General features: G+C 63.2%; 18 protein-coding genes. 9 read left to right on the top strand and 9 right to left on the bottom strand.

All coding sequences use genetic code 11. The features are described 5' to 3' along the window. Positions 1-242 precede the first annotated feature (242 nt). From AC07P1_RS26905 to AC07P1_RS26875, 7 genes are all read right to left on the bottom strand, one after another. Positions 243-1,721: a GTPase domain-containing protein gene (locus AC07P1_RS26905; protein WP_494698720.1), complete on the bottom strand. Its 1,479-nt coding sequence runs from the start codon at positions 1,719-1,721 to the stop codon at positions 243-245. Next, a complete protein-coding gene (locus AC07P1_RS26900) occupies positions 1,718-3,190 on the bottom strand; it encodes a DUF2868 domain-containing protein (RefSeq protein WP_494698719.1) in 1,473 nt (490 codons plus the stop codon). The genes AC07P1_RS26905 and AC07P1_RS26900 overlap by 4 nt, the downstream gene beginning before the upstream one ends. 59 nt (positions 3,191-3,249) lie before the next feature. After that, complete coding sequence (locus AC07P1_RS26895; RefSeq protein ID WP_494698718.1) at positions 3,250-3,978, bottom strand: phosphatase PAP2 family protein; 729 nt, start codon at positions 3,976-3,978, stop codon at positions 3,250-3,252. Next, positions 3,950-5,662 carry a phosphoethanolamine transferase gene (locus AC07P1_RS26890; protein ID WP_494698717.1) on the bottom strand — a complete coding sequence of 571 codons (1,713 nt, stop codon included), beginning with the start codon at positions 5,660-5,662 and terminating at the stop codon, positions 3,950-3,952. Before AC07P1_RS26890 ends, AC07P1_RS26895 begins: the two co-directional genes overlap by 29 nt. An 85-nt stretch (positions 5,663-5,747) precedes the next feature. After that, entirely contained in the window at positions 5,748-6,974 is a 1,227-nt protein-coding gene (locus tag AC07P1_RS26885; RefSeq protein WP_494698716.1) for a sensor histidine kinase, read from the bottom strand. After that, positions 6,961-7,650, bottom strand: coding sequence for a response regulator transcription factor (locus AC07P1_RS26880; RefSeq protein WP_494698715.1), 690 nt, complete (start codon positions 7,648-7,650; stop codon positions 6,961-6,963). The genes AC07P1_RS26885 and AC07P1_RS26880 overlap by 14 nt, the downstream gene beginning before the upstream one ends. A 19-nt stretch (positions 7,651-7,669) precedes the next feature. Then, positions 7,670-8,446 carry an enoyl-CoA hydratase gene (locus tag AC07P1_RS26875; RefSeq protein ID WP_494698714.1) on the bottom strand — a complete coding sequence of 259 codons (777 nt, stop codon included), beginning with the start codon at positions 8,444-8,446 and terminating at the stop codon, positions 7,670-7,672. Between the two features lie 72 nt (positions 8,447-8,518). On the opposite strand from AC07P1_RS26875, the gene AC07P1_RS26870 reads away from it, so the two are divergent. Next, positions 8,519-9,835, top strand: a complete 1,317-nt coding sequence (locus AC07P1_RS26870; RefSeq protein WP_494698713.1) for an MFS transporter — start codon at positions 8,519-8,521, stop codon at positions 9,833-9,835. Positions 9,836-9,927: 92 nt separating this feature from the next. Further along, positions 9,928-10,365, top strand: a complete 438-nt coding sequence (locus tag AC07P1_RS26865) for a universal stress protein (protein WP_494698712.1) — start codon at positions 9,928-9,930, stop codon at positions 10,363-10,365. A 172-nt stretch (positions 10,366-10,537) separates the two neighbouring features. Here AC07P1_RS26865 and mltA read toward each other — a convergent pair whose 3' ends face one another. Then, positions 10,538-11,770 (bottom strand): murein transglycosylase A, encoded by a 1,233-nt coding sequence (gene mltA / locus AC07P1_RS26860; protein ID WP_494698711.1) that lies wholly within the window; start codon positions 11,768-11,770, stop codon positions 10,538-10,540. 10 nt (positions 11,771-11,780) lie between these two features. On the opposite strand from mltA, the gene AC07P1_RS26855 reads away from it, so the two are divergent. Further along, a complete protein-coding gene (locus AC07P1_RS26855) occupies positions 11,781-11,912 on the top strand; it encodes a hypothetical protein (protein ID WP_494698710.1) in 132 nt (43 codons plus the stop codon). Positions 11,913-11,968: 56 nt separating this feature from the next. Here the strand turns inward: AC07P1_RS26855 and apaG are convergent, their stop codons facing one another. Next, a complete protein-coding gene (gene apaG / locus AC07P1_RS26850) occupies positions 11,969-12,343 on the bottom strand; it encodes a Co2+/Mg2+ efflux facilitator ApaG/CorD (protein ID WP_090326982.1) in 375 nt (124 codons plus the stop codon). Between the two features lie 176 nt (positions 12,344-12,519). On the opposite strand from apaG, the gene rpe reads away from it, so the two are divergent. From rpe to AC07P1_RS26820, 6 genes are all read left to right on the top strand, one after another. Further along, positions 12,520-13,185 (top strand): ribulose-phosphate 3-epimerase, encoded by a 666-nt coding sequence (gene rpe, locus AC07P1_RS26845; protein ID WP_494698709.1) that lies wholly within the window; start codon positions 12,520-12,522, stop codon positions 13,183-13,185. A 1-nt stretch (position 13,186) separates the two neighbouring features. After that, the gene (locus tag AC07P1_RS26840; RefSeq protein ID WP_494698708.1) at positions 13,187-13,870 is read left to right on the top strand and encodes a phosphoglycolate phosphatase; all 684 of its coding nucleotides are present in this window, start codon (positions 13,187-13,189) and stop codon (positions 13,868-13,870) included. Positions 13,871-14,082: 212 nt separating this feature from the next. Next, positions 14,083-15,579, top strand: coding sequence for an anthranilate synthase component I (trpE, locus tag AC07P1_RS26835; RefSeq protein WP_494698707.1), 1,497 nt, complete (start codon positions 14,083-14,085; stop codon positions 15,577-15,579). 1 nt (position 15,580) lies between these two features. Next, entirely contained in the window at positions 15,581-16,144 is a 564-nt protein-coding gene (locus AC07P1_RS26830; protein WP_315215164.1) for an anthranilate synthase component II, read from the top strand. Between the two features lie 65 nt (positions 16,145-16,209). Further along, positions 16,210-17,247 (top strand): anthranilate phosphoribosyltransferase, encoded by a 1,038-nt coding sequence (trpD, locus tag AC07P1_RS26825; protein WP_494698706.1) that lies wholly within the window; start codon positions 16,210-16,212, stop codon positions 17,245-17,247. A gap of 12 nt (positions 17,248-17,259) precedes the next feature. Beyond that, positions 17,260-17,925 carry a LysE family translocator gene (locus AC07P1_RS26820; RefSeq protein WP_494698705.1) on the top strand — a complete coding sequence of 222 codons (666 nt, stop codon included), beginning with the start codon at positions 17,260-17,262 and terminating at the stop codon, positions 17,923-17,925.

Below are 17,925 nucleotides of genomic sequence, written 5' to 3'. Positions count from 1 at the left end.
GCTCCGCGTGCACTTTCATCAAACGTCCACACTTATCGACTGTTAATTTTTAAAGAACTTTGTTCGGTACTGCTTGCTGAAGAAGCGTTGTGTTCATCAGCGAAGAGGCAAGATTATGAGGCGTTTCGAATATTTCGTCAAGCACTACTTTTTCTTCTCTTCTTCGCTTAACTCCGTATTTGCGTACGTCGTTCTGCGAGGGGGCGAACTATAGCAAGGAGCAACAGTTACCGCAAGGACTTTTAAAGCCTATTTGCAACATCTGGGTAAAGTTTTACCAGGGTGGCGGTCGCTATCTGCCTGATCCGCGCTGTAGCGGCCTCGTTGTCCGCCTTATCCCGACGCAGGTCGCTCCATAATGTCACCAAGGCGGCGTCGTGCTGCGCTACCGCCTGCTCGACCTCCTCCTGCCAGAAGGCAGGCGCCTCGTTCTCGACGAAATTGCCGCGTCCCCGCCCGAAGTGCGCCACGGCCAAGTAGCGCAAAATGCCGACCACCACCAGATTACGCATGAAGGCGTCGGTAAATAGCACGGCGGCCTGATTACGGTCGGTACTGGAATTGAAACCCCAGGCCGCACCGGCGAACGTCAGCGCCCCGACCACGCCGCCAAGCAAGGCGCCACCACCCAAGGTCAGCCCACCAGCCATCACGTCGGCGGACAAGCCCGTCGCGGCACCGGAAATCACCGCGCCCAGCAATCCCGCCTGCGCCTTATCTATAGGAGCGCGCACGGCGAAGTTTTCGCGCACCCGCTCGTTGATCTTCCCGGCGTCGGTTGGATCGAGCTGGTGCAGGATCAGCAATTCGCGGGTCGATTCGACCGTCGCCTGGTTCAGCCGCGCGATCAGATTGCCCATGGCGCGGTCCTGGCGCTGCTGCTCATCGTTCTTGCCGATACCCACCACCTTCAGCGCCGACTTGAGCATGCTCGAAGGCTCGGCGTCAACTGCCTCGCTATCGCGCGCGGCGGCGGCCAACTGTTTTGCCAGCAATCGTATCGCGTGGTCGTAGCGGCGCACGTTAGCCGCCTCCCACGTCGCGAACAAACGCGCATAGCCGGCCTGCTGGGACGGCTCGAGCAATTTGCCGACCACATCATAAAAGACGCGCTCATGCACCCAGCAACGGGCGAAGGCATCCAGCGCCAGCACCTCTCGCACCGCTGGATACTGCGCCAGATGCTCGCGCCAACGCCCCTGCTCCGCTTGCTCTTCCGCAGCGGGACGCGGCCGTCCGGTCTGGTTCAGCAACACCACCACGGGCTTGCCGATCCACTCCAGGATCTTCATTTCCGCCGGCACATAGCCGGCATCTTTCGGATTTTCCGAGGAGTTGACCAGATAAAGGACGACGTCCGCCGATTCCTTGGCGGTGCGCAAGGCGTTCTGGCTGAGCCAGAACGGCCGGTCGCGGTAGCGGTCCAGCACTTCCCGCAAGAACCAGCCGATCGGGTTGCCCGACTGCCCCAGCCGCTTGAGCAGGCGCACAGAGTCGCCGAAGCCCGGCGTATCCCACAATTGCAGGCTGTCGCCCTGCGGCGTCGTCAGCAAGGTATGCGACTCCGCAAAGATGGTGACGTGGGCGGCGTCGCGCACCTCGCCGATGTCCATGCCGACCAAGGTGCGCGCCAGGGTGGTTTTGCCATTATTGGTATGCGAAATCAGTGCGAACTGGATTTGCACCGCGTCCGCGGCGGCTTTTTCAATCGAAACACTCATGCGGCAGCCGACATTTTCAGCCCGACGCCGGCGTCGAGCGGGTGGATGGAAGGATCAAGCAGATTGACGACGGTTGCCGTGGTCTGGTGGAAGTGGCAGAACTCCTGCCATAGGGCGGTTCTTTCGGCAAGACCGCGCTGGTCGGCCTGGCCCATGCGCTCCACGAAGGAGGACTCGTCGAGCAGAACGGCGATGCCGCGCGGCGACGCTTTCACCAAATAATCGAGGAAGGCGCCATGGTTTTCCTTTTCAGGCGTCGCCGTCAAGTTGAACAGCACCGCCGTCATGGTCACGTTCGGATCGTTGAGGTCGACGTCGCGCAGCACCTCCCTCGGCTCCTCGCCGTACGAGGTCGACGGCCGCAGCATCATGCGGCCCTGCTCGCCGAACAGCATGACGGCGATCTGCCCCAGGCCGCGATGCCGCGCCTCATCGACGGTAAAGCTGAACGGCAGCACGCGCAGCATGCCGCCCGTGCCTGCGCCGATGGTCTCGTTGAGTTTGCGGAAATATGGCTGATCGAGGTCCAGCGGGAAACGCCGGCCCAGCCGCGCCGCGCGCCAGTTGGCCACCAGCGCCAGCACCAGGCGCGGCAGCACGACCAGCAGGAAGATCGTCGCCGCGTACAGGTGGACCCAGCGGGCGCCGCCCTCGGGCGCCGTGGTCTGCGGGAAGCGCAGCGCCTCGATCTCGGCCAGCGTGAATCCCTGCAACTGGAACACGGCGATGGCCGGCGCGAACAAAACGGACAGCAGGCTGTGCACCTGCGTGGCGTCGAGGAAGGTGCTCTCCCAGCCGGCCCCATATTGGGACAGCAGACCCCGGCCGTATAAAGAGAGCACCGCGCCGAGCGCGAACATGGCCGCGCTCAGGTGGATGGTGCGGCTGAGCCGGGCCGCCGTCAGCTTGGCGCTTAGTTGCGACCATTCGCCCATAAAGCCCAGCAATCCGGTGGCCAGCACCGGCGGCACCTTGCGCGGCACCGCCAATTTGCCGACGCTCAGGCGGCGGATCAGGCCAGACTTCGGCCCGCCCGTGGCGCGCGCGGGAATGAACAGGCTGATAAACAAGCCCAGATAGACCAGCAGGTTCCAGGCGATGATCAGCAGCAACGGCGCCGACAGCAGATCGACGCGGTGCGGATCGGTGATGCGGTCCAGCGCGGCGCCCAGCGCCAGCGCCAGCACCGGCAACAGCCAGGCCAGCGCCCGCAACCCGGTCGAGCGCTTGGCGAAGCCGGCGAACGCCGGCGTACGCTCGGCGAGGCGTTTCAGTATCTGTTCCGAGCGCTGCTGCAGGAAATCGTCGGGCGTGACGTCCGCATGCTTGTCCGAGGCCTGCCATTGCGCCAGTTCGCGCGCGCTGCGGCTGGCGTACATGCGGTCGTCTTCGCTCAGCACTTCTTTCTTCTGGTCGGCCAATTCGATGGCCCGCACCAGGACGACGTCCCTGGCAATCTGCTCGTTCATACAGCTCCTGTGTTTGGTCAAAGCGACAACTCAACAGGATTGTGACCCAATTTGCCGAATCAGGCCAATTCCGCAGGGCGCGGGGCCGGTTTGAGCGTGCGGTAGAGAACGTCTACGACGAATACGGCGATCCACATCGACCAAAGCGTATGCGTGAGGAAATGCGCACCACGCAATTGCTGCATCCAGCCGACGGCCAGGCCGAAGGCCAGCATCAAGCCACCCACGGCGGCGGCCATCCGGGGACGATGCGGCAACCAGAACACCGCCAAAGCCACCAGCCACAGCGCGCTCGACGCATGGCCGCCGGGCAGGCACTGCCCGGGCGACACGCCCGCCGGCAACATCTCCAGCAGCCGCACATACGGTTCGCGGCCGCCGTAGCGCTGCAAATCCCAAGGGCAATGCGAATCGCTGAAATGCTTCAGCACGCTGATGCAGGTCGGCACCAGGATGGCCGACAGCGCCAGCACGCGCAGGCCGGTGCGGCGCGGCGCGTCCCAGTACGGCTGCGGCCGCGCCCAATCCCACGCGGCCAGCGCGACGACCATGACGCCCGACACCTGCAAAATGGTCTTCAATATGTCGTGATTGAACCGTTCGGCCAGCCATGCATGGCGCCAGGGGAACGTCCCGCTGGCGCGGTCGAACATGGCGTCGGCCAGCGTCAGATCGATATTGGTGTAGTTGCCGATCCAGAGGATCAGGAAGCCCGCCAGTATCAAGGCTGTGTCGAAGGTGCGCAGCACGCCTCCCTGTTTAAGACTGGTTAGCGAGCGTGCAAGCATGGAAAATATCAAGTCGAGGGTTGTAAACGGCCGTGCTGATATTCAGCATGCCCAGGAAGGAATGGAACACGTTGTCGTGCGAAAATTCCTGTCCACGCCGCGCCTCCAGGCAGCGCTGGTCCAGGCTGAAACGGTCACGGTAGCCTTGGTCCAGCCACAGCATGAAGGGCACGTGGCGCTGCTCGTCGGGCGAGATGAAATACGGCGCACCATGCAGATACATATTCTTTTCGCCCAGCGATTCGCCGTGGTCGGAGAAGTACATGAAGGCGGTATCGACGTTGTCGGCGGCCCCGGCCGCGCGCAACAGGTCGATGGTCTTGCTCAGGAAATAGTCCGTGTAGGCGATCGTGTTGTCATACGCGGCCACGATGGATTCGCGCGAGCACTTCTCCAGCTCGTTGCTGGTGCACACCGGGCCGAAACGCTGGAACGCCGGCGGGTAGCGCTTCCAGTACGCCGGCCCGTGGCTGCCCTTCTGGTGCAGCACGATGACCAGATCCTGCCTGGCGTCGCGAATGATTTCCGGCAAGCCCTGCAGCATGCGCTCGTCGAAGCACTCCTCCTTGTTACAGAACGGATCTCCGTCCTTCGGCTTCGACATATCCTCATACGTCACGCGGTCGCACACGCCTTTACACCCCGAATTATTGTCGCGCCACAGCACCTGCAAGCCTGCGTGACTGAGCACGTCAAGCAAGCCCTCCTGCGCCTTCGCCTTGTCCTCCGAATAATCGACGCGGGCGAAGCCGGAAAACAGGCAGGGGACGGAAATCGCCGTGGCCGTGCCGCACGATTGCACATTGCTAAAGTTGAGCAGGCCGGCCTGGCGCGACAGCAGCGGATTGGTGTCGCGCTTGTAGCCATTGAGCGAGAAATTCATCGCGCGCGCGGTTTCGCCGACCACCATGATGGTCACCGTGCGGCGCTTTTGCTGGGCCCACAGGGTACCTTTCATGGCATCGCTGCCCAAGGGCGCGATCACCGTCGCACGCGCCATTTTATGCTTGAAGAAGGAGTTGCCGGCCTGAATGACATTGGTCGGCGTCAGCAGGAAGCGCATCTGGCGGTATTCGCGCACGGCCGGCGCCAAGGTCTTGAAAAAACCCATCATCAGGACGCCGGCGACCAGCAGCGACACGGCGATCACGGCGGGATTGATCAGCAGCGCGCGGCGCAACGGCGGAAACGCCAGCTTGAGGCGGTACACCAGCACCGACGGCAATACCCCCAGCAGCGAGATCGTCAGCACCAGACTCCAGCTGAACAACTCGGTTGCCTCGTGCACATCGGTTTCCATCACGTTCTGCAGCATCGAAGCGTCGATGGCGATGCCGTAGCGGTTCATGAAATAACTGCTGAAGGCCGTGACAAAAAACAGCAGGATCAACACCGGCTTGATCACATAGCGAAAGCTGAAAAAGGTCAGGAAGGCGTTGAACGCCAGCGCCAGCAGCGTGAACGACGCGAGATACAGCGGCACGTTGGCCAACTGGAAGCCGCCGGTGGCGACAAAGAACGTTTGCCAGAAGCTGAAGTTGTACACAAGTACGAAGAAAGCGGCCGTCGCCAGAGTGAGGTACTGGACATGAACGCGGGGCACGCGCAAAAACGGCTTGACGCGCAAGAGTGGCAGCAAGCGCGCGCGGTGATGACGAAGTGTTAAGTTCAGATGTGTGTTCAACGGAGGCTCCTGAATTTCAGCCTCCACCTTACTAACCCGCCAGTCAACTCCGCGTCAAAGATGCGTTAAGTTTACGTTAAATTCCTCAAGGAAAGCGAACTTCAAACATGCTGCCACCGCCGACGCGCTCGCTGTAGGCCAGATCCGCGCCCAGATAGGTGCAGATGCGCTGCACCAGCCCCAAACCCAGGCCGGTGCCCGACGAGCCACTGGCGCCGGCCGGAATGGCCTCGTTCAGCAGACGTGCGCGGGCCGCCGCCGGCAAGCCGGGGCCGGTATCCTCGACGATCAGCGACCGGCCGGCCAGGCGCACAACCACCTCGCCCTGCATGGTATAAAGACAAGCATTCCGCACCAGGTTGCCGATGGCGGCGATCAACAGTTCGCGCGGCGCGTAGATCATGAAATCCTCGCCGCCGGCATACTTCACCTCCAACGGTTTGGCCACCGTCAAGGTCTGGCAACGCGCCGCCTCCTCGCTGGCCAGTCCGGCAGCCGAGACCGAGGTCATCTCCAGCATGTCCGGCGAACGCGCCAGCCGCAGCAGCACCGTGACCGAGTCGGACGCATCGCGCGCGGCGCGGTAGATGCGCTCGGAGGCGGCGTGGATGGCGGGGTTGGCGTGCGCCTGCGTCATCAGGATTTCCGCCGCGCCGGTGATGACGGTCAGCGGGGTGCGCAGTTCATGACTGACGTCGCCCGTGAAGAAGCGCTCGCGGTCCAGAACTTCGGTCAACTCCTTGGTACGGGCCGAAAAGGCCCGCGCCAGGATGCCCAGTTCGTCCGGGCTGTCCTGCAACGGCAGGTCCGGGCGGCGCGCCTGCACCGCCGAGGCCAGCCCCATGATGGGCGCGACCATGCTGTTGCCGATATACGCGCCGAACATCATCGAACAAATCAAAAAACCGATAAAGCCGATGGCGAACATGCCGTACACCACCACTTCGATCTTTTCATACGCGCTGGCGTGATCGACCACCGCGTACCGTCCGTTCTCGTCCCGACCGGACCAGACATGCAAATCGACGCCATCGACGGTGATCTCGGTCGCACCTTCGGGCAAGTCCCGCAAAGAGAGCGGAATCTCGGCGTCGTGATGGAAGCTCAGGCCGGCGGGCATTTCCACCGGCAGGCCGCCGGCATGACGCGGCGACGCCCAGGCGGCCACTTCCTGCAGGCGCTCGTCGACCAGTTTCACCTCGATGCCTTCGACGGCGACGGCGGCGATGACGGCAAAGAACAGGATGCCGGCGGCGGCGAACGTCAGATAGGCGACAACGATACGCCGGCGCAAGGATTTAAACGGTGGCATCGGAGGCTAGCAGTTTATAGCCGATGCCCGGGACGGTGCGCAGCATGGCGAATTCAAAAGGTTTGTCGAGCGCCTGGCGCAGCGCATGGATGTGGGTGCGCAGCGCGTCGCTGTCCGGACGGTCCTCGCCCCACACTTCCTGCTCCAGCAACTCGCGCGGCACCAGCTTGGGCGCTTGCGTCATCAGGCATTTCAAAATGGTGTAGCCGGTCTTGGTCAGCGCCAGCGGGGTGCCGGCGCGCCTGACCTCAAAATTCTCGGTATCGAAGCGCAAGTCGCCAACGCTGAGCACGGCGGCGCCGGTGGTCTGGCCGCGCGCGCGCCGCAGCAAGGCGTTCAGCCGCACTTCCAGCTCGACCAGCGAGAACGGCTTGACCAGGTAATCGTCGGCGCCGCTGTCGAAGCCGGCGACCTTGTCCTCCAGCGTATCGCGCGCCGTCAGCATCAGCACCGGCGTGGCGTCGCGCAGTTCGCTGCGCAGCTTCTGGCACAATTCCAATCCCGTCATGCCGGGCAACATGACGTCCAGCACGATGACGTCGTATTCGTGCTGCGCCGCCAGCGCCAGCCCGGCATAGCCGTTCGCCGCCGAATCGAGCACATGCCCTTTCGCCTCCAGGAAGGCATACAGATTGGCCAGGATGTCGGGATTGTCTTCAATAATCAGGATACGCATGGAAGTCGAACGGTCCCGCTTACAGGCCGTCAAAATTGGGCGGCCGTTTTTCCAGGAAAGCCTTCATGCCTTCTTTTTGAGCAGGCGTGCCGAACGCGGCATGGAACAGGCGGCGCTCGTAGCCCACGCCTTCGGTCAGCGGAACTTCATAGGCGCGGTTGACGGCATCCTTGACCATCATCGCCACCGAGGTCGGCATGGCGGCGATCACCATCGCCGCGGCCAGCACTTCCTCGATCAGCTTATCGGCCGGGACGATGCGCGACACCAGGCCGATACGCTCGGCCTCGACCGCGTCGATGGTGCGGGCGGTCAACAGCATATCCATCGCCTTGGCCTTGCCGATCGCGCGCGGCAGGCGCTGCGACGCGCCGGCGCCCGGGGTGACGCCGATCTTGATCTCCGGTTGGCCGAATTTGGCGGTGTCGGCGGCGATCACGAAATCGCACATCATCGCCAGCTCGCAGCCGCCGCCCAGCGCGTAACCGGCCACGGCGCCCACCACCGGTTTGCGCACGCGCAGGATGTGCTCCCAGTTGCGGCCGATGTAGTTGTCGCGATACGTATCCACATACGTGTAGTCGACCATGGCGGCGATGTCCGCGCCTGCCGCGAAGGCTTTCTCGCTGCCGGTCAGGACGATGCAGCCGATCGCCGGGTCGGCGTCAAACTTGAACAACGCCTCGCCAAGTTCGTTCATCATGCGGTCATTGAGCGCGTTCAGCGCCTTGGGACGGTTCAGACGGATCAGCGCGACTTTGCCGTGCACTTCAACGATCAGGTCTTCATACTGCATGGTTGTACCTCCACGGTGGAATATTATTGGGTCGATTGTAGCGCCTATCACCGCCGCTGGTATTATTGAAGCTTGGCAACTTACTTCGGCGAGCCTCCCATTTTTACCTCACTCCGCCGCCCGCTGCGCGACAAGCTGGCCGCTGATCCCCTGCTGGGCAACAGCGATTTTCTGCGTTACTGGTTCAGCGCCATCCTCAACGGCTTCGGCAGCTATATCGGCGCGCTGGCCGTGCCCCTGTGCGCGGTGCTGCTGCTCAAGGCCACGCCGGCGCAAATGGGCATGCTGGGCGCGGCGGCGGCGATGCCGTTCGCGCTGTTCGCGCTGCCGGCCGGCGTGGTGCTGGACCGCAACCGCAAGCTGCCCATCCTGCTGGCCAGCAAAGCCATCCAGGCCGTCGCCCTGTTCAGCATCCCCGCCGCCTGGTGGATGGGCGTGCTGTCGGTCGAATGGATGTACGCGGTCGCCTTCACCACCGGCGCCTGCAACGTCGTCGGTGGCGGCGCCGAGCAGGTTTTCCTGACCAACCTGATAGGCCGCGAGCGCCTGATGGACGCGCAATCGAAATTCGCAGCCACCGACTCCGCGTCGCGGCTGCTGGCGCCGGGCTTGGCCGGGATGCTGATCCAATGGCTTACCGCGCCCTATGCGGTGCTGCTCAACGCCCTGGGTTTCGTGATGTCGATCCTGCTGCTGCGCAATCTGAAAGCCAACGACCCCAAACCGGCGCCGTCCGACAAGCACCCGCTGCGCGACATCCGCGACGGCCTGCAATTCATCTGGAAGCAGCCGCTGCTGCGCACCTTGGCCTGGAGCGTGGGCGCCTGGCACATGCTGTTTTACGGTTACGCGGCGCTGGCGGTGCTGTTCGCCACGCGCGACCTCGGCATGAGCGCGGGCATGCTGGGCGCGGCACAGATGATCGGCGGCCTCGGCGTGCTGGCCAGTTCGATGCTGCTCAAGCCGTTGACCCAGCGCTATGGCGCCAGCGGCACCATCCTGATCGGCATCGGCCTGACCGCCTTCGCCTTCACGCTGACGCCGATGATACCGGCCAGGCTATTCGGCTATCCGGCGGCCAGCGCGGCGGCGTGCGCGGCCTTGTCGTTTTTCCTCGATTGCGGTGTGATGCTGTTTGTCATGCCGTACATGGCCATCCGGCAGAAGGTCACACCGGACGCCTACCTCGGCCGCATGGTGTCGACGATGCGCTTTCTGACCATCGCAGTGGCGCCATTGGGCGCGCTGACGGCCGGCTATATCGGCGAACATTTCAGCGTGCGCACCGGCCTGGCGTGCGTGGCGGTGGGCGCCATCGTGCTGACCGCCTGCATGGCCGTTTCCTCGTCGCTGCGCGAGGCCGAACAGCCGGCGGTGGCCGCGTCGTAATCGGCCCTACTAAGCGCCCTACCGTGCGCCGGAAATCCGGCCAAGCCATTAGGCTGACTCCAGTATCAACCGATCCTGATAGGGAGTGCGCCATGTTCAAAACCATACTGTTACCGACCGACGGCTCGGACCTGTCGGACAAGGCGACCGCGACGGCGGTCGAGTTCGCCAAACTGCATCGCGCCAAGATCGTCAGCATCACGGTGATCCAGCCTTTGCCCCTGTCGTCGATGGGCGACGGCGGCGCCGTGATCGACTCGGGCCAGTTCGCCGTCAAGATGCAGGAAGCGGCGCGCAGCTACATCGACAAGGTGGCGGCGGCCGCGCGCGCGGCCGATATTCCGTTCGAAGGGCTGATTTCGGTGTCGCACACCCCGTACGAGGAAATCGTCGAGGCGGCGAAAAAATTCGACTGCGACCTCATCATGATGGCGTCGCACGGGCACAAGGGCATCAACAAGCTGCTGCTGGGCAGCCAGACCGACAAGGTGCTGGCGCACACGACCTTGCCGGTGCTGGTGTTGCGGTAGGGCGGATTAGCGGGCGAGGCCCGCCAATCCGCCCCGGGGGCCCATCGAAGAGGCGGCCTACCTAGCCGGTAGGCCTCAAGAGGCGGAACGCCGTAATCGGCCATGCATGCGTCTCGACTGCGCATGCATGGCCGATTACGCTTCGCTAATCCGCCCTACGTGATCCCACGTCTTATGGTTGTTTCGGTAGTAGCACCCAGACGTTGCCGCGCTGCTTCATGCGGCCGGCGTTTTCCGCCGCCTCGGTGCCGAAGCCGAAGAAGTAATCGACCCGGATGGCGCCACGAATAGCGCCGCCGGTATCCTGCGCCATCACCAGGCGTTGCAGCGGAATATCGCTGTTCGGCATCGTGGTGGCCAGGAACATCGGCGCGCCCAGCGGCAACTGCGACGCGTCGATCGCCACCGAACGCTGCGGCGTCAGCGGCACGCCCTGCGCGCCCTTCGGACCGACTTTCGGATCCGGCAGCCGCTCCTCCTTGAAGAACACATAGCTCGGGTTCACATTGAATAGTTCCTGCATCCGGGTCGGATGGCCGGCGATCCAGGCCTTGATGCCCTGCGCCGACGCCTGTTCCAGGGTCAACTCGCCCTTCTCCACCAGATACTTGCCGATCGATTTGTACGGATGACCGTTCTGGTCGGCGTAGGCCACACGCACGGTTTCCTGCGTGTCGGTCAGCTGGACGCGGCCCGAACCCTGCACCTGCAGGAAGAACGATTCCACCGGATCGTCGACCCACATCAACTCCTTGCCGGTGAAATCTGCCTTCTCGATGTCGGCGCGGGTCGCGTACGGCACGACCTTTTTGCCGACCAGCTTGCCGCGCAGGCGCATGCCCTTGAGCTCCGGATAGACGCCGGCCAAATCGACGGTGACCATGTCGTCCGGCACCTTGAACAGCGGCGTTTGATACGGCCCACCCTTTTTGCGGGCGCCGCGCAGCAGCGGCTCGTAATAGCCGGTGACCAGCCCGTCGGTGGCGCCGTCCGGCGCGATCACCTGGTTCGGTACCATGAAGGCCTCGAAGAAGGTACGGATGGCCTTGTCGTCGGCAGCGTTGACGCTGCGCGCGATCGAGCACGATTCCTTCCATTGCGGCTGCTTGATCAGCACCGTGCACGAGGACATGAAGGCCGGCCAGGCGGCGCGCACGTCGTCGCGGTCCCAGCCCGGCAGCGCCGCGAAGGTGGCCGGCACCATCTGCAACGCGGCTGGCTTGGCAGGGGTGGCGGGCGCCGGGGGCGTGGCCGGCGCCGGGGGAACGGCGGGCACGGCGGGCACGGCGGGCGGCGTCGGCTGTCCGGCCGGCTTTTCCGGCGGGATCGGCGTGGTGGTGCAGGCGGCCAGCGAAAGCGCGACGACGGACAGCGGAACGAGTAGACTACGACGTGTAAATGACATAAGGATAGCTATGTGGGTAGTGATATTGGAAGCATGCGTGGCGTTTTTCCTGCTGGTATTCATCGTCTGGTGGACGATGTACCAGGGCAAGGGCAAAACCAGGAAGTTGCCCCCGCCTCAACGGGACGACGATCTGAAATAAGCGATCCGAAGTAAGGAAGAAGCGGCGCGGCCCGCCAACCGGCGGATCACGGCGGATCAGTGGAGCGTGCGCGGCAGCGACAGCACGAACTCGGGGATCTTGGCCTCGAACTGATGGCCGTCCTCGGCCACGCAGAAGTATTCGCCGACCATCGAACCCTGCTGGGTTTGCAGCGCGGTGCCGCTCGTGTACTCGAAATGCTCGCCCGGCTGCAGCAGCGGCTGGTGGCCGACCACGCCCAGTCCGCGCACCTCTTCGATGTGGTTGTTGGCGTCGGTGATGACCCAGTGGCGCGAAATCAGTTGCGCGGCCACGGTGCCGGTGTTCTTGATCGTGATCGAATAGGTGAACACGAAATTGGTGCGTTCCGGATCGGATTGATCCGGCAGGTACTGGGTTCTGACCGACACAGTAAATTCATAAGTTGCCATCGAAATTCCTTAAGGCTGAGGCGTGGGGTCGTAAAAAGATCACTGCGATTGTATATCGTCAGGCTCCCATTGCACCGCAAATCGGCACCGCGTGCAAGGAGGACGCGGCTGAAAACGGGCGCGGCGGCGCCGGGCAGCGTAAAATAGCGCATCTTTTTCAATGCAGGCCCCACGTCATGTCCAATTTCCGTATCGCTCCCAGCATCCTGTCCGCCGACTTCGCCCGTCTGGGTGAAGAGGTACGCAACGTTGTCGCCGCCGGCGCCGACATCATCCATTTTGACGTGATGGACAACCATTATGTTCCGAACCTGACCATTGGCCCGCTGGTGTGCCAGGCGATCCGCCCGCACGTGGACGTGCCGATCGACGTGCACCTGATGGTCAAGCCGGTCGACCGCCTCATTCCCGACTTCGCCAAGGCCGGCGCCAACATCATCACCTTCCACCCGGAAGCGTCCGATCACATCGACCGCTCGCTGCAACTGATCCGCGACCACGGCTGCAAGGCCGGCCTGGTGTTCAACCCGGCCACGCCGCTGAGCTATCTGGAACACGTCATGGACAAGATCGACATGATCCTGATCATGTCGGTCAACCCCGGCTTCGGCGGCCAGTCCTTCATTCCGCAGGCGCTCAAGAAGATCGCCGAAGCGCGCCGCCTGATCGACGATTCGGGCCGCGACATCATGCTGGAAGTCGATGGCGGCATCAAGATCGACAACATCGCGGCCGCCGCCGCCGCCGGCGCCGACACCTTCGTGGCGGGCTCGGCCATCTTCGGCCAGCCGGACTACAAGGCCGTCATCGACGCCATGCGCGCCAACCTCGCGGCGATTTAAGATGAGCGTGCTGATAGGCGTGCGCGCCGCAATCATTGACCTCGACGGCACCATGCTGGACACGATTCCCGACTTTCACGTGGCGATCAACGGCATGCTGAAAGAACTGGGCCTCGATTCCATCGAGCAAGAGCAAATCGCGCTGATGGTCGGCAAGGGCTCGGAAAACCTGATCCGCTCGGTGCTGGCCTTGCAGGCGGACGCGGCCGGCGTCGAGCAACGCTTCGACGCGGCGATGGACGCCTATCAGCGGCACTACCTGGGCATCAACGGCAACCACAGCACGCTGTATCCGGACGTGATCGAGGGCCTGACGGCGATGAAGGCCAACGGCCTGCGCCTGGCGTGCGTGACCAACAAACCGATCGCCTTCACCACGCCGCTGCTCAAGCTCAAGGGTCTGGACGGCTTCTTCGACGTGGTCTACGGCGGCGATTCGCTGCCGCGCAAGAAGCCCGATCCGCTGCCGCTGCAAACCGTGTGCGCTGATTTCGACCTGCCGCCGGCGCAGGTGGTGGCCATCGGCGACTCCTCGAACGACGCGCAAGCGGCCCGGGCCGCGGGTTGCCCGGTGTTGACGGTGCCTTACGGTTACAATCACGGACAGTCTATACACGGGATCGATTCCGATGGTATAGTAGACACGCTGCTCGACGCGGCAAGCCGTATAAGTTCGCAAAATTAACCTTTAGCTGAACCAAACCTGACCGAATGTCTTCCATCAAAAAACACAATGTCAACCAAACCGGCTCGATTGAGGCCTGGCTTTGGCGACGCTGGCAATCCTGGCAAAACTAAGCCGAACTGATTGCTGTCGCACGTGCACGCGCACCCGACAGGTTTTTTGACAAACCACCGCCAACCCACACCCATATATTGGCGGCATGGAGAGAAGACATGACCGAACTCGAATTCAAATCGTTGGCCAACGAAGGCTACAACCGCGTCCCGTTGATCGCCGAAGCCTTCGCCGACCTCGAAACCCCGCTCACGCTGTACCTGAAACTGGCCCAGACCCAGAACGCCGGCAAGAACACCTTCCTGCTCGAATCCGTCGTCGGCGGCGAGCGTTTCGGCCGCTTCTCGTTCATCGGCCTGCCGGCGACCACCGTGCTGCGCACCTTCGGCACGCGCACCGAGATCGTCAAGAACGGCGCCGTGATCGAGACCCACGAAGGCAATCCGCTCGAATTCGTCGAGGCCTACCAGAAGCGCTTCAAGGTGGCGCTGCGTCCGGGCATGCCGCGCTTCTGCGGCGGCCTGGCCGGCTACTTCGGCTACGACACCGTGCGCCACATCGAAAAAACCCTGGCCAACACGCAGCCGAAGGACGATCTGGGCCTGCCCGACATCCAGCTGATGGTGACCGAGGAACTGGCCGTCATCGACAACCTCTCCGGCAAGCTGTATCTGATCGTCTACGCCGACACCACGCAGCCCGAGTCCTTCAGCAAGGCGCGCCAGCGCCTGAAGGACCTGCGCATGATGCTGCGCCGTGGCGTCGACGCGCCGGTGACCAGCGCCTCCGTGCGCACCGAAACCATCCGCGACTTCCCGAAGGACGAGTACCTGAAGGCGGTCGCCAAGGCCCACGAATACGTGATGGCCGGCGACTTGATGCAGGTGCAGATCGGCCAGCGCATCCGCAAGCCGTATGTCGACTCGCCGCTGACCTTGTACCGCGCGCTGCGCTCGCTCAATCCGTCGCCGTATATGTACTTCTACAATTTCGGCGACATGCAGATCGTCGGCGCCTCGCCGGAGATTTTGGTGCGCAACGAGACACTGCCCGACGGCGAGAAGAAAGTGACCTTGCGTCCGATCGCCGGCACCCGCCCGCGCGGTTCGACGCCGGAACGCGACGCCGAACTGGCCAAGGAACTGCTGGCCGATCCGAAAGAGATCGCCGAACACGTGATGCTGATCGACCTGGCGCGCAATGACCTGGGCCGCATCTCCGAGATCGGCAGCGTCAAGGTCACCGACCGCCTGGTCATCGAAAAATACTCGCATGTGCAGCACATCGTCTCCAACGTCGAGGGCAAGCTGAAAGACGGCCTGTCCAATCTGGACGTGCTGCGCGCAACCTTCCCGGCCGGCACCCTGACCGGCGCGCCGAAAGTGCGCGCGATGGAAGTGATCGACGAACTGGAAATCTCCAAGCGCGGCATCTACGGCGGCGCCTGCGGCTACCTGTCGTTCGGCGGCGAGATGGATGTCGCCATCGCCATCCGCACCGGTGTGATCAAGGACGGCATGCTTTACGTGCAGGCCGCCGCCGGCATCGTCGCCGACTCGATCGCGGAAATGGAATGGCAGGAAACCGAAAACAAGGCGCGCGCCGTGCTGCGCGCCGCCGAACAAGTGCAAGATGGCCTGGATGGGGAGTTCTGAGATGCTGCTAATGATCGACAACTACGACTCCTTCACCTACAACATCGTGCAGTACTTCGGCGAGCTGGGTGAGGATGTGCGGGTGTACCGCAACGATGAAATCACGATCGCGGAAATCGAGGCGCTGAACCCGGACCACATCTGCATCTCGCCGGGTCCGAAAGATCCGTCTCAGGCCGGCATCTCGATCGAGGTGCTCAAGCACTTCGCCGGCAAGAAGCCGATCCTGGGCGTGTGCCTCGGCCACCAGGCCATCGGCGAAGCGTTCGGCGGCAAGGTCATACGCGCCAAGCAGGTCATGCATGGCAAAACTTCTTTAATCGCGCATACGGGCGTGGGCGTCTTCAAGGACCTGCCCTCCCCGTTCACGGTGATCCGCTATCACTCGCTGGCAATCGAACGCGGCTCGCTGCCGTCCTGCCTCGAAGTGACGGCATGGACCGATGACGGTGAAATCATGGGCGTGCGCCACAAGGACTACGACATCGAAGGGGTGCAATTCCACCCCGAGTCCATCCTGTCGGAACACGGCCACGCACTGCTGAAGAACTTCCTGGTTCGTTAAGCGGCGGCCCGCCCCGAGGGGGCCGGCTTCATATCGCGCGTTAAAAAATTAAAGAAGGAATTGCCATGGCTATCACCCATCAAGAAGCACTGCTGCGCTGCATCGAACACCGCGAGATTTTCCACGACGAGATGCTGCACCTGTTCCGCCAGATCATGTCCGGCGAAATGTCGCCGTCGATGATCGCGGCCCTGACCATGGGCCTGCGCGTGAAAAAAGAAACCATCGGCGAGATCGCCGCCGCCGCGCAAGTGATGCGCGAATTCTCCACCAAGGTGCCGATGGCCGACACCACCGGCCTGCTCGACATCGTCGGCACCGGCGGCGACGGCGCCCACACCTTCAACATCTCCACCGCCTCGATGTTCGTGGCGGCGGCGGCCGGCGCGCGCGTCGCCAAACACGGCGGCCGCAGCGTGTCGTCGTCGTCCGGCAGCGCCGACGTGATCGAATCGCTGGGCGCCAACATCAACCTGAAGCCCGAGCAGATCGCGCAATCGATCGCGCAGACCGGCATCGGCTTCATGTTCGCTCCCAACCACCACGCGGCGATGAAACACGCGGCGCCGGTGCGCAAGGAACTGGGCGTGCGCACCATCTTCAACATCCTGGGACCGCTGACCAATCCGGCCGGCGCGCCGAACATCCTGATGGGTGTTTTCCACGCCGACCTGGTGGGCATCCAGGTGCGCGTGCTGCAGCGCCTCGGCGCGCAGCACGCCATCGTCGTCTACGGCCGCGACAACATGGATGAAGTGTCGCTGGGCGCCGGCACCCTGGTAGGTGAACTGATCGACGGCGAGATCCGCGAGTACGAAATCCATCCGGAGGACTTCGGCCTGCCGATGATCGCCAGCCGCAATCTGAAGGTGGCCAATGCCACCGAATCGAAGGCGAAGATGATGGAAGCGCTGCGCGGTGAACCTGGCGCGGCGTTCGACATCGTCTCCCTGAACGCCGGCACGGCGCTGTATGCGGCCGGCGTGGCCAGCTCGATCGAAGACGGCCTGGCGCGCGCACGCGTGGCGATCAACTCCGGCGACGCGCTGAAGAAGATCGAACAGTTCGTGCAGGTCACGCAAAGCCTCGCCTCAACCAACTAAAGGGCGGCGATCATGTACGGCATCCACGACCTGACGCTGTTTATCATCTCCGGCCTGCTGCTCAACATCATGCCCGGCCCCGATTCGTTGCTGATCATGACGCGCAGCGCCACGCAGGGCTGGCGCGCCGGCTCGGCCGCCGCGCTGGGCATCGGCGCCGGCACGATGATCCATATTTTCGCCGCCGCACTGGGTTTGTCGGCGCTGCTGTCGACGTCCGCCGCGGCCTTCACGGTGGTCAAGTGGGTCGGTGCGGCCTACATTATTTACGTCGGCATCGGCATGCTGCGCGCCAAACTGCGCGGCGACGCCGAAGCGATTGCGGTTGATACCGGAGCTGCGGCAGCCGCCACCCCGCGTCTGCCGTACCGTAAGATCTTCTTCCAGGGTTTCCTGACCAATGTGCTGAACCCCAAGGTGGCCTTGTTCTTCCTGGCGTTCGTGCCGCAGTTTATCTCGGCCGATTCGACCAGCAAGCCGCTGGCGTTCATCATCCTGGGCTGCATCTTCAATTTCAACGGCATGCTATGGTGTCACGGTCTGGCCGTCTTCACGGCCTTCGCCAGCGCGCGGCTCAAGGTCAAGCCGCTGGTCGCCCTTTGGCTCAACCGCGTCACCGGCGGCCTTTTCGTCGCACTCGGCCTGCGCCTGGCGCTGGCGGAACAACAATCATCCTAG

The sequence above is a fragment of the Duganella sp. GW821-FHT07F09 genome, assembly GCF_059418705.1.
The sequence above is the reverse complement of the archived record's forward strand: the minus strand, read 5'-3'. Positions and strand labels throughout refer to the sequence as shown.